Origin of the sequence: Citrobacter sp. 506 (genome assembly GCF_050434985.1) — a bacterium.
GTDB lineage: Bacteria > Pseudomonadota > Gammaproteobacteria > Enterobacterales > Enterobacteriaceae > Citrobacter > Citrobacter braakii.
Genome location: NZ_JBNDJN010000006.1, coordinates 238066 through 260156 on the forward strand (window position 1 = coordinate 238066; position 22091 = coordinate 260156).

Here is a 22091-nt window from a genome sequence, read left to right on the forward strand (position 1 = left end):
CCCTGGTGGTAGCCAATATTTAGCTATTTATTAGCCTATGATTTTTGCTCAACCATATGCTCTGTAGCTTCATTTGGTTCATATTTAGCAATACCAATACCGGTGGCAGCCCACAGCAGGGCAAAGATGATGCCGCTGTAGCAGAGGATTGCCCATGGCAAATAATCAAGCGTCGCCACGCCCAGCATCGTGGCGCAATAAACGCCCGAGGCAGACCAGGGGATAATCGGTTCGACAACGGTTCCGGCATCTTCGGTAGTACGCGAGAGGTTCTTTGTCGCAAGCCCTCGTTTTTTATATTCTTCTTTAAAGGCATCGCCGCACAGCAGCAGTGGCAAGGTTCCATTTGCCGTACAGGCACAGATGGTGAACGTCGTCACAATCGTGGTGGCCACCAGGCGGAATGTGGATTTAACGCCTTTCGTGAGCGCGTTTATCACGGTGTGCAAAGAGCCTGTCGCACTCATTGCGCCGGCAAAGCTGAAGGCGCTGAAGACGGTGACGAAGCTGCTAAACATTGAAATGGCGCCGCCTCGTTCCAGTAAGCGCGAAACATCTGATGACAGTGTTGGCAGGTTATCTCCGGTGAGCATCGCGAGCTTAAAACCGCTAACCACGGATTCGCCAACCGATGATGCGGTAAATTGCTGAAAGGCTAATGCCAGAATCATCGAGACTATTGTGGATAAAAAGAGCATCGGGATTGGCGGTCTTTTTGACAGTGAGCCATACAAAACGATGATCGGTGGCAACAGTAGCAGAATGTTAAAGTGATAAATCTGGCCGATAGCGTTCATCAAGTTGGTGATATTGGCTGGCGCGCTGGATGAGGCATCAATGCCCATGCCCATATAGCTGTATACGACGCAGCAAATAATAAATCCCGGGCCGGTGGTCCACAGCAGATGGCCGATATGCGAGTACAGGTTTACACCGGCAGCCAGCGCCGCCATGTTGGTTGAGTCAGAAACCGGAGAAAGCTTATCACCAAACCAGCAGCCGGAGACAATAGCGCCAGCAGCAATGGGCAGCGAAACATTCAGACCAATCGCTACGCCAATCATGGCGATCCCGACGGTTCCGATAGATCCCCAGGAGGTGCCGGTACAGACTGAGATCAGCGCTCCCAGCATAAATGCTGAAATATAGAAATACTGCGGGTTAATCCACTTCAGACCATAATAAATCATCATTGGAATAGTGCCTGACACCATCCATGCGCCAATTAAGAAACCGATACTGGCGACGATTAATATGACAGGAAGCGCTTCAGATATTTTATTGCAAATAGATTGTAGAATGTCATCCCATGTGTAGCCGTGAGCGATGGCGATAAACGAGGCGGTTGCGGTTCCCATGAGGATCATGGGTTCAGCTCGAATATTGAAGATAAAATATCCGATGCTAATGCCACCCAGCATGACTATCATGGGTAAAACTGACCAAAAGAAAGACAATGGCTTTCTGTTGTTGGCGGTGCAGCTATTTAATTCCATAATTCCATCCCAATCGTTAATGGTTGAACACGTCAAATAAATACCTGCTACAGGTCACCCATAACTGGGTAACATAGTTGCCAGAGTTCATGGCTGAACCCTATTTTATTAACTGCTGCAGATTATCTATTTTGACCTGCTATTCTGATGCTTATATTTTGGTTGTAAGGTAAGAGTGAGTTTGACGAATAAATTACCCCTCGGCATAAGGTGAATGATTTCGGCGCTGTTGGCTCAGTTTGCGATACTGCTGCGGCGGCATGCCGACGTATTTATGAAATGAGCTATAAAAACGGCTGCTGGATCGGAAACCTGCAATTGTAGCGATATCCAGAATTGTTTTATCCGTATCGCTGAGCAAAGCCCGCACATGGTTGATGCGCATTGCGGTAATATACTGTTTCATGGTTAGTTGCATCACGCGATGAAAAATGCCCATCGCATAATTTGGGTTGAGTTTAACGTGTTCGGCAATAGCATCGACCGTAAGCTGTTTGTCGCAGTTTGCGGCAATAAACTCCAGCATCTGGCTGACGTAAAACTGTGAATGCCGTGAAATACTGTTTTTCTGGGTGCGCGATGTTTTGTTACCCAGCACTGGCCGCCAGCCAGCGAGGCTAAATCGCTTGAGCATCAGGGCAATCTCATCAATGGCTAATTGACGAATTTGCTCATTGTCGCTGTTGAGTTCACTCTGCCAACGCTGCACTTCAAAAGCGCTCAGCTGCTGCGAGGCAAGCGACGTAATCACCATCCCATGCGTCACGTGGTTAATCAGTTCCCTGTCCAGCGGCCAGGACAAAAACAGATGCATCGGTAAGTTGAAGATGGCCATCTGTTTACAGTGCCCGGCATCCGTCAACTGATGGGGTGTGCAGGCCCAGAACAGCGTGATAAAGCCCTGTTTGCTTTTCACCACTTCGTCATTGAAAAGGTACTCCACATCGCCATCAAACGGCACATTCACTTCAACCTGACCGTGCCAGTGGCTGTAGGTCATGGCCAGCGGAGCCCGCAGCTCGACGTCCATCCGCTGATACTCTGAGTAGAGCGCCAGCGGACTTCGCGACTTTTTTTCATAGCTGCGACACATATGTGGGTCGAGCGGCAGCTGCGGGGTACTTTTTGCCATTATGGGTGGGTTCCTGAATAGTGAATCTGACCATGGGTAGCGCCAAAGCATGAACATAGCTTAACCGAAAAAAAACGCCGTTTTCTCTCCATTTTCGCGAAGTTATTCCCAAAAGCTCAGATCCTGTGCCTGTCGCTTGCCGATCTGAGTTAACGGGAATGGCGGTTTTTAATTTAAAAAACGGTCAATCAAAGCTGCTCACTTTGCAAAGCGACAGCGTTTTTCTGCCAATAAATCGGATTCATAGCGATAGCCAATATTCACGCAATACCATACATTTTGTATGTATCCATATCTTAAGGAATCATCATGTCCAGGCTCCGTACTTTAGCAACGGCTTTAGTTGCCGTTGCCGCGATGTCGATGTGCGCTATCCCCGTTTCGGCTAACCCCGGTAATGGCAACGGAAATGGTAATAGCGGCAACCATGGTAATAGTGGGAATAAGGGTAACAGCAGTCATAGCCAGAAAGGAAACCCAGGCCCAAAAAACAACTCGCAATCGGAACAGCGTAAAAATTATGGCAAGCCGGACCATGTTGATAGTGATATTAGCTATAACGTGGCCAGGCAGTATGCCGTCAGATATGGTTTGACGGGATATAAGTCACTGCCTCCGGGCATCGCCAAAAATCTGGCGCGAGGAAAACCACTTCCTCCGGGGATCGCTAAGAAAAGTGTCCCATCCTCGATGCTGAATCAACTGCCATATTACCCGGGTTATGAATGGCAGGTTGTTGGCGACAATCTGGTGTTGATTGCACTGAGCACGGCAATTGTCACCGCTGTTATCAATGGTGTGTTTGATTAAGTATCCCTGTACTTAATTTGCTCTGTTGTACCCACCACAAGCCCGCGCTACGCGGGCTTAATTGTTAAAAAAGTGGGGCTCACAAACCATACAGTTTTATTTTTCGATAGAGCGTGGCAATACTGACTCCCAGTTCTGATGCAGCCTGTTTTTTGCCCTCCACGCTTGAACCAAATCGCTGGATGGCATTTTCGATGGCGTCCCTTTCCGCTTGTTTTCCTTGGTTCGCCAGCTGTCGGGGTTGTGCGGTCATCGTGGTTTTCCTGCTGTCCCCCGAGGAGAGTAAATAAGGGGGCAGATGGCTGGCGTTGATCCCGGCGGCTTCTCCGCGCATCACAAAAATGTATTCGATGACGTTGCGTAATTCACGAATGTTCCCCGGCCAGTGCCAGGCATAAAGGCGATTAATAACGTCATCGGGCAGTTTTTGCGGTGCACGTTGGTAACTGACCGAAAACTCATCGGCAAAGTATTGTGCGAGGACGGCGATATCAGCCCTGCGTTCACGCAGGGAAGGAAGCACCAGAGGGACGACATTCAGGCGATAGAAAAGGTCTTCGCGAAACTGATTATTCTCCACCATCGCGCTAATATTTTTGTTGGTCGCGGCAATAATGCGCACATCAATATTAATGATGTTATTAGAACCCACGCGGGTGATCGCTTTTTCCTGCAACACCCTGAGCAGCTTGGCCTGCAGGTGCAGCGGCATATCGCCGATCTCATCCAGAAACAGGCTGCCGCCGTTGGCCAGTTCAAATTTCCCCATTCGTCCTTTGGGATCTGCACCGCTAAATGCACCGCGTACATAGCCAAACAGTTCGCTTTCCAGTAGTTGCTCAGGGATTGCCGCGCAGTTGATTGTCACGAAAGGGGCGGCTTTACGGGGGCTGTTTTGGTGAATGGCAAATGCCACGACCTCTTTACCCGAGCCGCTTTCCCCGGTGATGAGCACGCTGGCGTAGCTGTTGGCAATTTTGCTAATGGTGCTTCTGAGCTGCTCCATTGAGGAAGAGTGACCAATCAGCCGCACCTGCGTGTCAGACTCGTAAGGGGATGGAGTAAGGTTACTCAGGTAGTCGTGCGCATCACGAAAGATGACCATCGTTAAGCGATCGTTATCCAGCGAGGAGAGCGAAATTTGTTTGCACAGTACATGGTGTTTCTGGCCTTCAAGCGTCAGCCATGCTTCTTCATCGCCATACAAACTGTCCCCGGTTGTTTCAATGGTCAGCGGTAATCCCTGAACTTCGCGGTTGAGAATGCGATCGGCTGAATGATTGGCATGCCAGATAAGACCATTGCCATCAATTGCTACAACGCCGCGGTCCATGGCATCGATCAGACGCCGAAATGCGCCGAGGGTTTCCTGCGCGCGTAAACGCTCCAGACATTCAAAGACCTTACTGGAGATCATCACCGCGATTTGCTCAATAAAAGTGACAAATTTATCAATCTGGCTCAATAACGCGTCACGCTGCGCCTGGGTTGAGCAAATAATTCCGATCACGCCAATCACACGATTGTTGAGAAAAATTGGTGCGTTCAAATCCAGCATTTCAGAACAGTAGTGGTGTTTTTCACATAACTGACACAGCGGATGTTCGCCGGGGTTTTTGATAAGAACCGTTTCTCGGACCTGCAAAACGTGGTGGTAGATGTAGCCATTTTTTGCCACGTTTTCATTGAGCATATGTCGGTATTTACCGGTGCCAGCGATGCGCATTAAGGATTCATCGATGATTTCAACATCCGTTCCGGTTATGCCAGAAATAGCGTCGGCATAATTGCAGATATCATCCTGAATATTGCTGAGTACTGAAATCATGGTACTTCTCCGGCAGCGAGTGGCATTTCTCAAGGGAGATGATAAATATGCGAAGCAATGCAAAAATGATTTGCGAAAAATCAATCTACTGCTCTGTTTTTGGATGTTTTTTTTATTTTATCTTCCGCGATCACACTATTTATCAATTGTGAGAATTTATCAAACGAGGCGATAAACTAACGCTGTGGTATTTTTCAGCGCCCATCTCGGTTTCTTTTTAATTATTTGAAAATAAAGCCTTTATTAAAATATTTATAAGGTTTTACTCGATTAATAAAAAACTGGTAAGCATTTTGCTCTATTGGCAATACCGATAGCGTAAATATCTCTGTATACGTCTATTACAGGGAGTGAAATACCAGAACAATGAGGTTTTATGATGCAGGAAAACTTATCATTTTTTATCAACCAGACGCCGTTTACCGAACATCCAAACGCGCCGCTGGCACCGTTTAGTCGCCAGGAACTGGTAAAAGCGTTGAATTTTCATCGGTCTATTCCGGGTTATGCGCCGACGCCGTTATATACGCTGCCGGCTCTTGCAAAAAAGCTGGGTGTTAAAAATATCTATCTCAAGGATGAGTCTCAGCGTTTTGGCCTGAAAGCCTTCAAAGCGTTGGGCGGCTCCTATGCGATGGCGTGCCATATCGCGGAATTAATCGGCAAGGATATCAGTGAACTGCCGTTTGACGTGATGACCAGCGAAGAGGTACGCCGCGATCTCCAAACCGTCACGTTTGCCACCACCACCGATGGCAACCACGGTCGCGGTGTGGCGTGGATGGCGCGCCAGCTGAAGCAAAACGCCGTGGTTTATATGCCGAAGGGCTCTTCGCAGCAGCGTTTGACCTCCATCCGTAATGAAGGCGCTACCGCTGAAATCGTCGATATGAACTATGACGATGCGGTTCGCATGACCGCTGAACAGGCACAAAAGCATGGCTGGATTGTGGTGCAGGATACCGCCTGGGAAGGGTATGAAAAAATCCCGCAGTGGATTATGCAGGGCTACGGCACGCTGATGCTGGAGGCGATAGACCAGCTGCATCAGGTTGCGCCGACGCATATTTTTGTTCAGGCAGGCGTTGGCTCGTTTGCCGGAATGGTGCAGGGAATGGTGACGGCAGCCTGGGGGGAACACCGCCCGAAAGTGATCGTCGCTGAAGCGTTAATTGCCGATTGTCTTTACCGCTCTGCCCGCTCTAAAGAGGGGGATGCAATTGCGGTGGGCGGCGATTTGCAAACCGTGATGGCTGGTCTCGCCTGCGGTGAGGCGAACAGCATCGGCTGGAAACTGCTACGTGATTATGCCAACGCATTTGCCTCCTGCCCTGATGAAGTCGCAGCGCTGGGCATGCGCATGCTGGGTAATCCGTTGGCGGGCGATCCGCAGATCGTATCCGGTGAGTCCGGCGCGGTCACTTCCGGTCTGCTGGCGCTGCTGATGACCTCACCTGAACTGGCGCAAACGCGTAAACAACTGGGGCTGGATGCGCATTCCCGCGTGCTGTTGGTCAGTACCGAAGGCGACACCGACCCGCAACAATATCTGGATATTGTCTGGGGCGGTCAGTACCCGGGCATCAAATAACACATTTCCTGATTGAGAGAAATAACGGAGAAACCCATGTTATCTGCAAAACGTATTGATGAAGTCATTAAAAACTGTCAGGCGCTGATCCAACAAAAAAGTTATTCCGGTCAGGAAGGGGAAGTGGTTAATGCCATAAAAAAAATGATGCAGCATTACCAGTTCGATGACATCCACGTTGATAAGTACGGCAACATTGTGGGCGGCATTGTCGGCAATCAGCCGGGGAAAACGCTGGTTCTCGATGGACATATCGATACCGTGCCGGTCAACGAAGAGAAGTGGAGCCGCAACCCGTACGGCGGCGATATCGACGATGGCAAAATTTATGGTCGCGGTACAACCGATATGAAAGGTGCCGTGGCGGCGATGATTTCCGCCGTGGGTTTTTTCGGCCAGGACAATCAGCGTAATTTTGCCGGCAAAATCTACGTTGCCTGCATCGTGCATGAGGAGTGCTTTGAAGGTATTGCTGCCCGGCTGGTCAGCGAGCGCTATAAGCCGGACTACGTGATCATCGGTGAAGCTTCCGAGTTAAACCTGAAAATTGGTCAGCGTGGCCGCGCTGAAATTGTGGTCGAAACGTTTGGTAAACCCGCGCACTCCGCCAACCCGCAGGCAGGCATTAACGCGGTGTACAAAATGGCGCAATTGATCGACAAAATTCGCACAATTACTCCGCCAACGCACCCGGTACTGGGGCTTGGCATTCTGGAGCTTACCGACATTAAATCTTCGCCATACCCAGGAGCTTCGGTAGTGCCGGATTATTGTCGCGCAACCTACGATCGTCGTTTGCTGGTGGGTGAAACCAAAGAAAGTGTTATTGCCCCACTGGAAAATGCGCTTGCGGAACTTACCGCACAGGATCCGCAGTTTAAGGCCCGTGTCTCCTACGCGGTAGGTCAGGAGTCTTGCTATACCGGTGCCACGATTGAGGGCGAGCGCTTCTTCCCGGGCTGGGTGTATGACGAGTCTGACGAATTCGTGCAGGCCGCTCTGGCTGGCGTTCGCGAGGCCGGGTTTAATCCAACCATCACACAGTACTCATTTTGCACCAACGGCAGCCACTATGCGGGCGAAGCGGGAATTAAAACTATCGGCTTCGGACCTTCACGCGAAAACCTGGCCCACACCATCGATGAATATATCGAGATTGATCAGTTAACCGGCTCGGCCAGCGGCTATTACAGCATCATTCAGACACTCTATCGCCAATAAAAATAAAGATAACAACCTCTTACCTTACAAGTGGTGTCGTGAAGCGACACCGCTATGGAGAATAACGATGAAAACCATTTTCAAAAACGGAAATGTAATCGATGGAACGGGCAGTGAAGGCAGAATTGCCGATGTGATGGTTGACGAAGGACGCATTGTCGCAATCGGACAAATTGACGTTGGCGTTAATGAGCAGGTTATTGACGCAACGGGAAAAATTATTTGTCCTGGTTTTATTGATACCCATACGCACTCTGACCTGTCGGCCATTATTAACCCCGCGCTGTCGGCAAAAATTCGTCAGGGTATTACCACCGAGCTGTTAGGGCAGGATGGTGTCGCCCTGGCACCGTTGCCTGAAGAATATATTCCGGCCTGGCGTAAAAATATCGCCGGACTGGATGGCGATACCGACAAAATAGACTGGAAATATAAAAACACAGACGGCTACCTCAATCTGCTGGCATCGCGTCATCCGGCGACAAACCTCGCGTATTTAGTTCCGCATGGCAACGTACGCATGGAAGCCATGGGCCTGGATGGGCGCCCCTCTACTCGCGAGGATGTGGCGAAGATGTGCGAAATCCTTGAGCGGGAGTTACAAGCGGGGGCGTTTGGTCTTTCCACTGGGCTCATCTACATGCCTTGCGCCTTTGGCGATACCGCCGAAATGATTGAACTGTGCAAAGTGACGGCGAAATATGACGGGATCTTTGTGGTGCATCAGCGCAGTGAAGCGGACGATATTATCAACTCAACGCAGGAACTGATTGATATCGCCACCGCCACCGGTGTCTGGCTGCATATTTCACATATGAAGGTTTGCGGTAAGAAAAACTGGGGGCTGATTGACCAGATGCTGGGCATGTTGGAACAGGCGCAGGAAGAGGGGATTCGTATCTCTTTCGACCAGTATCCGTATGTGGCGGGCAGCACGATGCTCGGCGTGATCCTGCCGCCGTGGGTCCACTCCGGTGGCACTGACAAATTACTTGAGCGGCTGGCCTCGCCTGAACTGCGCGCCAAAATGATCGACGATATTCAGCAGGGCATTCCTGGCTGGGATAACTTTATCGATTTTGCCGGGCTGGACCAGATTTTTGTCACCAGCGTGAAAACGACAAAAAACCAGGATGCCGTCGGTCTTAACCTCGTTCAGTTGGGCGAGCTACGCGGAAAAGATCCGTACAACGCCACCTTCGATCTGCTGTTTGAAGAAGAAAACGCCGTTGGGATGGTCGACTTTTACGGTACTGAAGAGCATGTGATTAAGTTCCTTTGCCGTCCTGAGCAAAACGTCTGTACCGACGGTTTAATGGGGGCTGGCAAACCGCACCCGCGCGTGTTTGGCGCATTCCCTCGTGTGCTCGGTAAATATGTGCGTGAAGAGGGATGTCTGAGCTGGGAAGCGGCAATCCGTAAGATGACTGGCAAACCCGCTGAGGTATTAGGCCTGCAGGATCGTGGGCTGCTGAAAGTGGGTTATGCGGCGGATATTGTGATGTTCGATCCTAACACCATTGCCGATAAGGGCACTTTTGTTGAACCCAATCAATATCCGGAAGGGATTGAAATTGTCATGGTTAATGGGCGCATTGCCTTAATCAATGGCACTGAAAGTTATGCCTGTAGCGGTACGGTTATTAGAAAACAATATTAATAAATAACGCTAAACACGCATTGATTTATCGCGACCATTTATGGCCGCGGTAGATCACTACACCCTAAGGACATCACAATGAACCTACAAACGTCTTTACCTTCAGGTAAACCAAAGACCTGGAAAGCAAGGTATACCGTCCTGACATTGATCTGGCTGGCGTGGCTGCTCTCTTTTCTCGACAGAATGGTGATGAGCGTTTCGCTCCCTTATATCGGCAAAGATTTAAATCTGGATACGACCCAACAAGGGTTAATTATTAGCGCCTTTTTTATTGGTTATGCCGCGTTTCAAATTCCCGGCGGTTTACTGGCGGATAAGTTTGGTTCGCGCAAAATCATGGCCATCGGTATTGCCTGGTGGTCTGTTTTCACCAGCTTAACCGGCGCCGTGTTGACGCTGCCGCTAATGCTGGCCGTTCGCTTCTTCTTTGGTGTTGGTGAAGGTTGTTTCCCGTCGGCTTCCTGGAAGATGATATCAACCTATTTCCCGTCGAAAGAGCGTGGCCGCGCCACGGCGATTCAGTCAACGGTAAACACCTTAGGCCCGGCGCTGGCGGTAGTGGTAGCTGCAAGCATAATCGGAGCCTTTGGCTGGCACATGGTCTTTATCGTGCTAGGTATTCCGGGTCTGTTTATCGCGGCGGGGATCTACTTATTTACCCGTGACAATCCGAAAGATCACCCCGCAATTACGCAGCAGGATCTGGCGGAACTGGCTGCTGACGAGCAGGGAAGCCTGCAAAACACCAGCGGCATCGCGTTTAAAGACGTCCTCAAAATGCCGGTGCTCTGGCAAATGGCAAGTATCTGGTTTTTGTTTGATATCACCTTCTGGGGCTTTTCAACCTGGCTGCCAAGCTACCTGATCACCGTTCGTGAGTTTTCTCTGGCAAAAACCGGCGTTATGGCGGCCATTCCCTTCCTGTTTGGCGCAGGCGGAACGTTGTTAGGCGGCTATTGCTCAGATAAATTTAAACCCCAGCGTAAAACGTTGTATGTCGTGACCTCCGTTATTGCCGCGGGTTTCCTGTACCTGACCTTCAGCGTGAGCAGTGCAGATATGGCGGTGGTTTATCAGTGTATTTCAGCCCTGTTCATGTTCTTCGCCATGGCGACATTTTGGGGCATTCTGATGGACACCATTCCCAGCAACATCATGGGGCGGGCATCCGGGATCGTTAACTTTGGCGGTCAGATGGCGGGAGTCGTTTCTGCACCTATCATCGGCTGGCTGATTCAAAGCAGTGGTGGAAGTTATAACAGCGCCTTTATCTTTATGATTGCCGCGCTGTTGTGTTCTGCCGTCGTTACGCTGACCGTGAAAAGCTCCCATGCTATTGGGGCGTTGCCCAGTAAAGCCTGATTCATGACTGACTCCTGTGGCTCTGCTGTTTCCTGAGCCACAGGGCGTTTTACTATCAAATCAGCAGGTTTATTATCTTTTTCTCCAGATTTGACCTGGTATAAAAATGATTCTTAGATAGCTATTCTGCATATACACCTTTGCCGTTGTGATGAAAACTCCCCCTGGTTATATGACCCCGGCCATTAAGAATGAATCATAATAAATGAGGGATTTATCCTACGCATGTAGGAATATTCCTTTTGGTTGTGTTAATGGTTTGATATTTAGATAGGCTCAAGGTTTAAAATTTGTAAAATGCAGTGTTGCATTTATGCCTTATTCTTCGTTTTTATAAAAAACTAATAAATATACGTGTGAATGTGTTAGGATTTACCTGATAACGCCTTATTTTTATAAATTATAATGCTTAAGGCTCACCTGCTCGATAGCCATCGCCTCTCTTTATTTATCGGGATTCTTATACGCAATGAACGCGATAATCGTTGATGATCACCCATTAGCTCGCATAGCCATCCGCAACTTACTCGATACTAATGGTATTACCGTAACCACCGAGCTCGACAGCGGAGAGCATGTGGTCCAAACCGTTGAAAAAACTAAGCCGGAGCTACTGATTATTGATGTGGATATTCCGGGCATCAGCGGCATCGAAGTGCTGGAGCAACTGCGAAAGCGGCACTATGCTGGTGTAATCATTATCATTTCAGCCAAAAATGAATTTTTTTACGGCAAACGTAGCGCCGAATACGGTGCCAACGGATTTGTGAGTAAAAAAGAGGGTATGAATAATATTCTTGCCGCAATCGAAGCTGCAAAAAATGGGTATAGCTATTTTCCCTTTTCCCTTGAGCATTTTACTGGCTCATCTGTCAGCGAACAGGATAAGCTTGATACGTTGTCGACCCAGGAAATGAGAGTGTTGCGTTATATTCTTAACGGTATGGATTACAGCACTATTGCCAGCAAAATGAACATCAGTAATAAAACGGTAAGCACCTATAAAAGCCGTTTGATGGAGAAATTAGATTGCTCGTCATTAATGGAAATTTATGATTATGCGCAAAGAAATAAAATAGGATAGAGTAATGCTGGAACGCTTGTTTATTTTTTTGATGGTCATATTTACCATCGGGTTTTCTACGGGTGTAAGCTCAGCCCGGCAAGTTGAGCTAAAAAGTAACTATAATACCTCAGTACAACATATCGGCTTGAACAGGGAAGAAACAAACTGGTTAGCGCATAAAAAAACCTTGGTTGTTGGCACCTGGTTACCGGAAGTCTCCCCCATTGTTTATCAAAATAGCGGTGAATATTATCGGGGCGTCAACGCGGATTATCTTGCGCTAATGCAAAAGAATCTCAATATAAAAATTGTTATAAAGCAGTATGATAATGAGCAAGAAGCGCTGACCGCACTTGCCAGTAACGATGTAGATACATTGATAACACAGCTGTCCCGGCGACAAGATGTCGGCGGCCATTTATTGCGCACTTCGGCATTACTGACGACGTGGCCGACGCTTGTGACCTCGCTAAAAAACACCATGCTGCCGCTGACCTCGGAGCATCCGGTTAGCGTCGCGTGTGTGCGAGATTGTCCTTTTCTTGATGTTATCCAGGATGCTTTTCCTGAAGCTAAAGTCTCATTTTACGACGACGAGTATCAGGCCATGGCATCGGTAGTGAACGGTGATAACCAATATTATATTGGGAACAATATCACCAGCAGTCATTGTGTCTCCCGATATTTTTCGCAATCACTGGTTATTACGCACTACTTTGATAAACAAGAGCAATATAATTATTTTGTGGTGAAGGACGACCAGCCGGTATTAAGAAATATTCTTGATGGTTTCATTACGTCAATCAGTAATGAAACTCATATGCAGGTCATGCAGAACTGGCTGAACCGCGGTAACCTTGCTTTTCTGAATGCGCCTATTCCTTTTACCGATCAGGAAAAAGCGTGGCTGAAGAAGAAACATACTATTCGCATTCTTATCAATCCAGATTATCCGCCTTACACGCTTGTCGATCGCAGCGGTGAGTTACGTGGAATTCTTGGCGATTTGCTGAATATTATTCATCTGCAAACGGGGATTGATTTTGAGCCGGTTTTGGCCAACACCAAAAGTGAACAGACCAAACAAATAAGCGGCGAACGATGGGATATGTATCCCACTATCACCCTGACAAATCAAAATCAGCACAATTCGACCTTTAGCGATCCGCTGATGAATGTGGCGTTTGTGATTATCACTTCCCGCGATGAAACGGCCGACTCGTTACTGAATACACCGATCCGTATTGCGTTGCCCGCCGGACATGTTTTGGAAAGTGACTTGAAACAACGCTACCCGCAGGCCACCTGGGTGGATGCTGATACTGGCAGCGTCGCGATGACTATGCTCAGGGATGGCAAGGTTGACGCGGCAATTGCTACCGAATTGTCGGCAAGGTTCATGGTCGATCATGACTACCAGAAAAATATGCACTTTTTTAGGCTACCGGATATGCCTGGCGCGTCGGTGAGCTTTGCGGTTTCTCCCCACGAGCCCATGTTGAAGTCCGTAATGGATAAAGCGCTGCAGGCGATACCGCCGCGTGAGATTTTGCAGATGACGGAGAAGTGGTCGAAAATTTCTAATACGCAGGTCGATCTCTGGAGTCGGTATAGCAAACAGTTCTATCAACTGGTGGTGTTTGCGCTGTTGCTGATAGCAATTAGCCTGATCTGGGGGATCTCACTCTCCCGTGAGGTAAATAAAAGAAAACAATCACAGCGGCAGCTGGAAGAGCAGCTTCATCTCAAAGAGGCATTGTCTCAAGAACTGGAAACCGAAAAAAATAAAGCGATTGAAGCAACCAAGGCCAAAAGTCGCTTTCTTGCGAGCATGAGCCATGAATTACGTACCCCTGTCAGCTCGATTGTGGGCTTTCTGGAATTACTGTCGAGCTCAGAACTCAGCCCGGCACAACGAAAAGAGGCGATTGCTCTTACCGCAGCGACAGCCCAGTCATTGCTTGGGCTGATCGGTAAGATTCTGGACGTTGATAAGATTGAGTCTGGTAAATATCAGGTTGTTCCTCAATGGACGGATCTCTCGCAGCTCATTGAATTGCAGTGTCACTCTTTTGATGCCTTAGCCAGACAGAAAGGCGTTACGCTTGCTTGCGTAAGCCAGTTGCCGGCAAACGAGCGGGTGTTTGTCGATCAACAAGCTTTGCGGCAAATTCTCACCAACCTGGTGGGCAATGCGCTGAAGTTTACCGAGCAGGGTAGCATTCATGTGATGGCCCGTTTAACACCTGACGGGGAGAATCACGGTACCCTGACCATCGCCATTAGCGATACCGGTTGCGGGATTAGCAAAGAGGAGCAGGCCGGGCTGTTTCGTCGCTACGCTCAGGGGCGCTGTGGGCGTCAACAAACGGGGTCTGGTCTGGGATTATTTATCTGCAAAGAGCTGGTGACGCTGATGGGCGGTACGCTGGAGCTGATGAGCGTTCCGGCGCAAGGAACTACGTTTACCATAACGCTGCCGGTTGAGACTGCCCGCCAGTCAGTTGTACCGGATAGCAACACGCCGGGGGCGCTGTTGCCGCTGCCGTGTCTGTCTATTTTGATAGCAGATGACAACCCGACCAATCGCCTGTTGCTTAAGCGACAGTTGAACGCCATTGGTTACAGCGTGGATGAAGCGTGTGATGGTGAGGAAGCCGAAGCCAAACTGGCTAAAAAATCATACGACCTGTTGATTACCGATGTGAATATGCCGAAGAAGGACGGGTTTGATCTTGCGGCTTCGTTACGTCGTCAGCAGCCTCATTTACAAATATGGGGACTGACGGCCAGCGCGCTCCCACAGTCACGTGACAGGTGTCTGCAAAACGGCATGAATTTGTGTCTGTTTAAGCCCGTGTCGATTCAGACACTGACGCATGAATTAAGCAAAATTGAAACCGGTTATTCGTCTCCATGTGCAATCCGGCATTTGAAATTCAATGTCTTGACGGAAAATACCGGCGGCGATCGCGCATTAATGAACGAGATACTCGAAACATTCCGCGAGGCAACGTTTAGCGATTTACAGGCGGCTGAGAAAGCCGTTGAGCAAGACGAACCCCAGCTGTTTTTGCGAGCCCTTCACCGGTTGCATGGTTCGGCGCAAATTCTGGGCATTACTGCTCTTCAGACGCTATGCGAACCTTTTGAATCGATGCGACATGACGATCTTCCTCTGGCAGTACGCCAGGAAGCATTACAGAAGATTGTTGCCGTCATGCGGGAAATTGAGATTGAGATTAACAGTCTGATTAGCCATTAACCCCCCTGATCGGGTTGCCGTAGCAACCCGATCAGGAGAGAAAGTCCTGGTTCAACACTCCGTAGTGCTGAGTATTACTGGCCTGCGCCCAGCATCTCGCTATCGATCACAATGCCTTCTTCAGCACCCTTTAACACAAGGTTTGCTTCATAGTATTTACCTGAAGACAGCAGTTTTTGAGCGCTGGCAACGGCTTTACGCGTCTGATTCAGGGGCATCAGGTATTGGGTCTGAAGCACGCTGATACCCGCCAGTTGCAAGGTATCCACAGCACCTTTCCAGTCGCCTTTAGCCATTTTGCCATTCGCTGTATTGATAGCAGATTCTTTAGCTGGGGTGGCAATATAGTCTTCTGACAGCGCAATCGTAGCGTTAATAATCACGTACTGATCGTCAATCATCTTGGCTTTAGGAGCAGCTTTTACAAATTTCGCCCAGTCGTGACTGTCACCTGCAAGTAGGGAAGCGGCGTCATCGGTTAACTTTTTAGCACTGTCAGGCTGTCCATGAAACAGGGCCAGACGGGCAAGCTGAATATCACGCATCGCGTTTGCACCTTGTACTGCGACCTGCATAATATCGGCAGCTTCTTTTTGTACATTGGCGGTAGCAGTTTGTGCCGGCGTGGTAGTGGTAGCTGCCAGTACCGGGGCTGAGCCCATCATGGTTGCAAGCAGACCTGCAAGAATAATCTTTTTCATTACTTTCTCCTGAATAAATTTGGTATATCTCACCAAACGAAATAAGCATATTAAATAACTTCGAAGAGTGGAATCAGAGCCAGGATAGAATAATGAGCGTTTAATCTTACAGGTGTCAGACGTCTGACACGTGTAGGATTATACGGATAATGACATTCCTTTATTCTTATATACGAATTCGGAGTGAAAGTCTTATCATCCCATTGTAAGTGATATGTATTAAGTGAATATTACTCTTTTATTAGTAGGTTACATTGCGTTTCTATGTAACGGAGGATGTATGTTTGTTTTTAATCAGCAAAGCCTGAAAGCATTTAATGAAAAAACACTATTTCATTATAAAAGACACGCCACAATCATGGCCGTGCTGTTGTTGGTTTGCGGCATCTGCTGCTTAATCTATCCAATCGCTGCAGGTGTTTACTTAAGCTATGCAACAGGTTTTATGTTCCTGGTGTGCGGCTTCTATTCTATTTACAGCCTGTTTTCCTCGGGTAAAAAGCAGTTGAAAGCCAAATTTACCTATGCCTTTTTTGCTATCGCATGGTTGCTGCTGGGATACTGTTTCCTCGAAAATCCTGTGATAGGTATGAATTCATTGGCAATGGTTTTTTGCTGCCTGTTTATTCTTGGCGGGATTTTTCGTGTTGCTTCCGGCGTCAAAATGTTCCGCAGTCCGGGCTATGGATGGAATATTTTTATCGGTATTTTTGACCTGCTTATTGCAGCCGTGTGGCTGAATATGGATCCCGACCGCTCTTATGTGTTTACCTCCATCTTTATAGGCGTTGAGATGATCTTTAGTTCTTTGGCTTTTATCAGTCTGCGCAGAAATGCGTCGTTGGTACAAACTGAAAAACTCGCCGATAAAAATTAATGCTACTTCTGGAGCGCATTGTGAATATTAAATTGATTGTCTCTGCAGCTATTCTTATGACCTCTATTATGGCGCCGATGAGCCGTGCTTTTGCTACACAGGCAACGGAAGCGGCGCCACAAGATATGACCTGTAAAGAATTCGTTGATATGAGTCGGCAATACATGACAGCAATTGCCTTTGTGATTGTTAATAAAAATTCGGACTTTAAAGGCGATGATTATGTTCCCCTGCATGAGGTGGAAACTGTCGCTGTACCGAAGATGATTAAAATGTGTCATCGACACCCTGATACTAAATTGGGCGAGCTGGCCGTAAATCTGAAGGGTTCCGGTCTGCACTATTGATTACCCGTTTTGATAGCCTGGCATGAGTCAGAATTGACAACCTCTGTACCTACCTTAGTTGTTACCCTACAAGAAAAAATCCCCGTAATGTTTACCCTGCTATCCGCGAGAAATTCGCTGGATAGCAGGGCCCGCTAACAACCGTAGACCTGATACGCGAAGCGCCACCGGGCATTGATTACCCGCAGAGCAGAGGGACTCAAGTGTGGTGGAGAATGCCACTCTTAACGTAGTCACAGTATCGTCACTGTAATGAAATGAAGAACTTAAGGTGAACGGAACCCTTTCTCTGAGAGAGCATTGAGAATCCCTGGGATTTAATAAACTTATCCCAGGGATAATCACGTACGAGGGCAGGGAATCAGCGCCGTGTTTTGAATCGCGCCAGCATGTTTTCTACGAGAACAAAGAACAGCGGAACAAAGTAGATCGCCAGCACTGTTGCGGCCAGCATCCCACCAATAACACCCGTACCGACGGCATTTTGCGCGCCAGAGCCCGCGCCGTTGCTTATTGCCAGAGGGATAACCCCTAAGATAAAGGCCAGTGACGTCATCAAAATAGGGCGTAAGCGCATTTGCGCGGCCTCTACTGCGGCTTCAAGCGGCGTTTTTCCTTCCTTTTGCATGATCTCGACGGCGAACTCGACGATCAGAATGGCGTTTTTAGCCGAGAGCCCCATGGTGGTGAGCAGGCCGACCTGGAAGTAAACATCATTGCTCAGGCCGCGCAAGTCGGTCGCCAGCAAAGCGCCGACCACCCCGATTGGCACAACCAGCATTACCGAGAACGGTATCGACCAGCTTTCATACAGTGCCGCCAGTGCCAGAAACACGACGATCAGCGAAATGCCGTACAGCATTGGTGCCTGGTTTGTGGACAGCGCCTCCTGATAAGACAGACCGGTCCAGGCATAGCCGACGCCCGCAGGCAGTTTATTTATCAGCGATGCCATAAATTTCATCGCATCGCCGCTGCTTTTCCCTTCGACCGGCTGGCCCAGAATTTCCATTGCAGGCTGACCGTTGTAGCGTTCAAGGCGGGGAGAACCGTAGGTCCACTCGGTGGATGAGTAGGCCGAAAGCGGCGTCATAGCGCCGGAGGCATTACGTACGTACCAGTGATTAATATTATCCGGCAACATACGGAACGGCGTATCGGCCTGGACATACACTTTTTTAACGCGTCCCTGATTCAGGAAATCATTGACATAGCGACTACCGAACGCCGTAGAAATGGTCTGATTGATATCCGATAATGCAACGCCCATGGCTTCCGCCTTCGTGGCGTTGACATGAATGCGGAACATCGGTGTATCTTCCAGACCATTCGGGCGCACCCCGTCGACCTCACCGGACGACTGGTTGGCCAGCGCCAGAAGCTCGTTTCGGGCCTGCATCATTTTTTCATGCCCAAGGTTACCGTTATCCAGCAGCTCCATGTCAAACCCTGAAGCCGTTCCCAGTTCTGCAACAGCGGGTAAATTAAACGGATAAACGACGGCATTATTGATGGTGCTTAAGGCCATCATCGCCCGTCGAATAATGGCGGTAACTGAGTTTTCTTCACCAACGCGTTCTGACCACGGTTTCAGGCTGATAAACGCCAGACCGTTGTTTTGCCCCTGGCCGCTGAAACCAAATCCGCCTACGGTGAAAACCGAAGCGACATTTTTCTGTTCTTTCGTCAGGTAGTAATCCGTTATTTCCCCGAGCACTTTGCTGGTGTTCACCATCGTCGAGCCCGAAGGCAATTGCGCGGTGGTCATGAATACCCCCTGGTCTTCTTCAGGCAAAAAGGAGGTCGGGGTACGTAGAAACAGCACAATCATGCCCGCGCCAATCACTAAGTACACGACCATATAACGGCCTGTGCAACGTAGCAGTTTACGGGTGCTGTCCGTGTAGTGCTGAGTACATTTCTCCATAAAGTGATTGAAACGGGTAAACAGAATATGTGTGTTTGCTTTTTCTCCCTCGTGGGATTTCAACAGCATGGCGCAGAGTGCTGGCGTCAGGCTCATCGCCACAAACACCGACAGCAGCATGGAGGAGATTAAAGTGATAGAAAACTGACGGAAAATTTCACCGGTTGCTCCGCTCATAAATGCCATCGGCATAAATACGGCGGATAACACAACGGCAATACCGACCAGCGCTCTCTGCAACTGGCCCATCGCTTTGTGGGTCGCCGCTTTTGGTGACAAGTGTTCTTCGGCAATAATGCGTTCTACGTTCTCAACCACCACGATGGCATCATCGACTAACAACCCTATCGCCAGCACCATGCCAAACATCGTGAGCGTATTAATCGAAAAACCCGCGATGTCGAGTATCGCAAAGGTGCCAAGGATAACTACCGGAACGGCGATTGTGGGAATAAGCGTTGCGCGGAAACTTTGCAAAAACAGATACATGACGAGGAATACCAGAATGATTGCCTCAATCAAAGTATGAAAAACCCCCTGAATCGAAATTTCGATAAACGGAGTGGTGTCATAGGGATAAACGGTTTTCATGCTGGCCGGAAACCAGGCCGATAATCTGTTCAGCTCCTGTTTGACTGCCTGGGATGTTTCCAGGGCATTCGCGCCAGCGGCAAGTTTAATCGCAATCCCGGCGGCGGGTTTTCCGTTGTAGCGTGCAACCGTTGCATAATTTTCCGCACCCAGCTCAATTCGCGCGACATCGCGCAGCAGAACCTGGGAACCATCTTGCTGAACTTTAAGGAAGATCTTGCCAAATTCATCAGTAGTTTGCAGGCGCGTCTGGACGATTATCGACGCATTTAGCTGCTGATCGGCTGACTGAGGCATGCCTCCCAACTGCCCACCCGATATCTGATTGTTCTGAACTTTGAGTTGGGTAATGACGTCCTGAGGTGTGAGGTTATACTTGTCGAGCTTTTGCGGATCCAGCCAGATACGCATGGCGTATTGCGAACCGAATAACTGTACGCTCCCCACCCCGGCAGTGCGGCTTATTGGGTCTTTGATGTTCGAGGCCACATAGTCGGCAATATCATATTGGCTCAGGCTGTTATTATCAGAGATAAAGCCGGCGACCATCAAAATATTGCTGCTGGATTTATCAACACTGATCCCTTGCTGCTGTACTTCCTGCGGTAAAGAAGGCATCGCCAGCTGCAGTTTATTCTGTACCTGAACCTGCGCAATATCGGGTGACGTGCCCGTTTTGAAGGTCAGGATAATCGACGCATTACCTGCCGCATCGCTGGTGGATGACATATACATCAGGCCATCAAGACCATTCATATTCTGTTCAATCACCTGAGTTACGGAGTCTTCAACGGTCTTTGCGTCTGCCCCTGGGTAGGCAGCGCTGATGGTAATGGTTGGGGGAGCAATTTGTGGATACTGGGCGATCGGCAGGTTCATTATCGCGATACCGCCCGTAAACATCATGATAATGGCGAGCACCCAGGCGAAAACCGGGCGCTCAATAAAAAAGTTGGCCATGAAGAAAGTGTCCTTAATACCTGAAATATTACTGTTCAGTTCCCGCGTCAGGAGTGGTCAGTTTTGAAGGGAGGACCCGGGCTTTGATTCCCGGACGAATTCTTTGTAATCCGGACACAATGACCCGATCGCCGGGGCGTAATCCTGCGGTCACCAGCCATTGATTGCCAACAGCCTTCACGGCGTTTATTTCGCGCAGTTGCACCACGTTTTGCTGGTCAAGGATCAGTGCGGTGGCTTTTCCTTGTTCGTTATGCGTAATCCCTTGTTGGGGGACCATCAAAACGTTCTGCTGGCTGCCTTCGTCCAGCAACGCCGTGACATACATGCCGGGTAAAATTTCACCTTCAGGATTGGGGAACACGGCGCGCAAAGTCACCGATCCGGTGGTCTCATCGACGGCGGGATCGGAAAACTCAAGCGTACCGGTATGGCGATAGGGTTTGCCGTTTTCCAGCATCAGCTCAACTGGAATTTTGCCTTGTTGCTGGGCAATTTTGCCGTTGGCTTTCTCTTCTTTCAGGCGTAAGAAATCTTGTACTGACTGTGTTAAATCAACATAAATCGGATCCAGCCGCTGAACGGTGACCAGCGCGTTTTCCTGATTTGCGGTGACCAGGGCACCCACGGTTACGGAGGATTTACCGCTGATGCCATCAATCGGTGAGGTGACATTAGCGTAATGAAGGTTGATGGTGGCCTGCTCAAGATCCGCTTTGGCGACGGCGACATTGGCTTCTGCTTCATTAAGCTGTGAGCGTGTCGTGTCGTAGTCCTGGCGGCTGACGTAATTGGATTTTATTAACGCTGACTGCCGATTTAATGTCAGACGCACATTATTGGCCGTCGCCAGTGCCTTTGCCAGCGCGCCTTTGGCTGAATCCAGTCGTGCCTGCAGCGGGGCAGGATCAATTTGATACAGTGACTCTCCTTTGCTGACTTTATCACCTTCAATAAAGTTGCGTTTTATGATGATCCCACCAACCTGAGGGCGGATTTCGGCGATCTCGAATGAAACCGCGCGCCCTGGAAGTTCACTTTTAATATTCACTGAAGAGGGCGCTAAGGTAACAACGCCGACCTCGGGCTCCATCGCGGTGGTTTTTACTGCAGGTTTATTATCGCAGGCGGTGATGATGACGCTACTAAAAAATAATGGTATCAACAGTAAGCATTTTCTGTTCATAGTAATCCCTGAATAAATCGTAAACACCAATTTTCTTTTATTACAGGCAGGGTGGGAGAGTTATCGGT

At 49.0% G+C, this 22091-nt stretch carries 15 protein-coding genes; 9 read left to right on the forward strand and 6 right to left on the reverse strand.

The genetic code is table 11. The features are described 5' to 3' along the window. Positions 1-35: 35 nt before the first annotated feature. Together nhaC and melR are read right to left on the reverse strand one after the other, a co-directional pair. Positions 36-1496: a Na+/H+ antiporter NhaC gene (gene nhaC / locus ABIE10_RS20890; RefSeq protein WP_016154105.1), complete on the reverse strand. Its 1461-nt coding sequence runs from the start codon at positions 1494-1496 to the stop codon at positions 36-38. Between the two features lie 193 nt (positions 1497-1689). After that, positions 1690-2628, reverse strand: coding sequence for a transcriptional regulator MelR (melR, locus tag ABIE10_RS20895; protein ID WP_016154104.1), 939 nt, complete (start codon positions 2626-2628; stop codon positions 1690-1692). A gap of 309 nt (positions 2629-2937) precedes the next feature. On the opposite strand from melR, the gene ABIE10_RS20900 reads away from it, so the two are divergent. Continuing rightward, positions 2938-3438: an anti-virulence regulator CigR family protein gene (locus ABIE10_RS20900; RefSeq protein ID WP_016154103.1), complete on the forward strand. Its 501-nt coding sequence runs from the start codon at positions 2938-2940 to the stop codon at positions 3436-3438. Between the two features lie 79 nt (positions 3439-3517). Here ABIE10_RS20900 and ABIE10_RS20905 read toward each other — a convergent pair whose 3' ends face one another. Beyond that, complete coding sequence (locus ABIE10_RS20905) at positions 3518-5266, reverse strand: sigma-54 interaction domain-containing protein (RefSeq protein WP_047499506.1); 1749 nt, start codon at positions 5264-5266, stop codon at positions 3518-3520. A gap of 379 nt (positions 5267-5645) precedes the next feature. Between ABIE10_RS20905 and dpaL the strand changes: the two genes are divergently transcribed. From dpaL to ABIE10_RS20935, 6 genes are all read left to right on the forward strand, one after another. After that, the gene (gene dpaL, locus ABIE10_RS20910) at positions 5646-6857 is read left to right on the forward strand and encodes a diaminopropionate ammonia-lyase (RefSeq protein WP_429156961.1); all 1212 of its coding nucleotides are present in this window, start codon (positions 5646-5648) and stop codon (positions 6855-6857) included. A gap of 36 nt (positions 6858-6893) precedes the next feature. Further along, positions 6894-8078 (forward strand): YgeY family selenium metabolism-linked hydrolase, encoded by a 1185-nt coding sequence (locus tag ABIE10_RS20915; protein ID WP_137366519.1) that lies wholly within the window; start codon positions 6894-6896, stop codon positions 8076-8078. A gap of 67 nt (positions 8079-8145) precedes the next feature. Further along, entirely contained in the window at positions 8146-9738 is a 1593-nt protein-coding gene (locus ABIE10_RS20920) for an N-acyl-D-amino-acid deacylase family protein (protein ID WP_016157258.1), read from the forward strand. 78 nt (positions 9739-9816) lie between these two features. Beyond that, a complete protein-coding gene (locus ABIE10_RS20925) occupies positions 9817-11103 on the forward strand; it encodes an MFS transporter (protein WP_047358943.1) in 1287 nt (428 codons plus the stop codon). 469 nt (positions 11104-11572) lie between these two features. Continuing rightward, a complete protein-coding gene (gene evgA / locus ABIE10_RS20930) occupies positions 11573-12187 on the forward strand; it encodes an acid-sensing system DNA-binding response regulator EvgA (protein ID WP_016157256.1) in 615 nt (204 codons plus the stop codon). 4 nt (positions 12188-12191) lie between these two features. Continuing rightward, positions 12192-15434 carry an ATP-binding protein gene (locus ABIE10_RS20935; protein WP_429156934.1) on the forward strand — a complete coding sequence of 1081 codons (3243 nt, stop codon included), beginning with the start codon at positions 12192-12194 and terminating at the stop codon, positions 15432-15434. A gap of 74 nt (positions 15435-15508) precedes the next feature. On the opposite strand, the gene ABIE10_RS20940 is transcribed toward ABIE10_RS20935, so the two are convergent. After that, positions 15509-16135, reverse strand: a complete 627-nt coding sequence (locus ABIE10_RS20940; protein ID WP_016154099.1) for a YfdX family protein — start codon at positions 16133-16135, stop codon at positions 15509-15511. Positions 16136-16415: 280 nt separating this feature from the next. On the opposite strand from ABIE10_RS20940, the gene ABIE10_RS20945 reads away from it, so the two are divergent. Continuing rightward, the gene (locus ABIE10_RS20945) at positions 16416-17012 is read left to right on the forward strand and encodes a DUF308 domain-containing protein (RefSeq protein WP_049040331.1); all 597 of its coding nucleotides are present in this window, start codon (positions 16416-16418) and stop codon (positions 17010-17012) included. After that, positions 17012-17359, forward strand: a complete 348-nt coding sequence (locus tag ABIE10_RS20950; RefSeq protein WP_429156936.1) for an HdeA/HdeB family chaperone — start codon at positions 17012-17014, stop codon at positions 17357-17359. Before ABIE10_RS20945 ends, ABIE10_RS20950 begins: the two co-directional genes overlap by 1 nt. A gap of 361 nt (positions 17360-17720) precedes the next feature. Here ABIE10_RS20950 and ABIE10_RS20955 read toward each other — a convergent pair whose 3' ends face one another. Both ABIE10_RS20955 and ABIE10_RS20960 read right to left on the reverse strand, forming a co-directional pair. Further along, entirely contained in the window at positions 17721-20837 is a 3117-nt protein-coding gene (locus ABIE10_RS20955) for an efflux RND transporter permease subunit (RefSeq protein ID WP_153690117.1), read from the reverse strand. A 28-nt stretch (positions 20838-20865) separates the two neighbouring features. Further along, positions 20866-22023, reverse strand: a complete 1158-nt coding sequence (locus tag ABIE10_RS20960) for an efflux RND transporter periplasmic adaptor subunit (RefSeq protein ID WP_047499514.1) — start codon at positions 22021-22023, stop codon at positions 20866-20868. Positions 22024-22091: the final 68 nt, after the last annotated feature.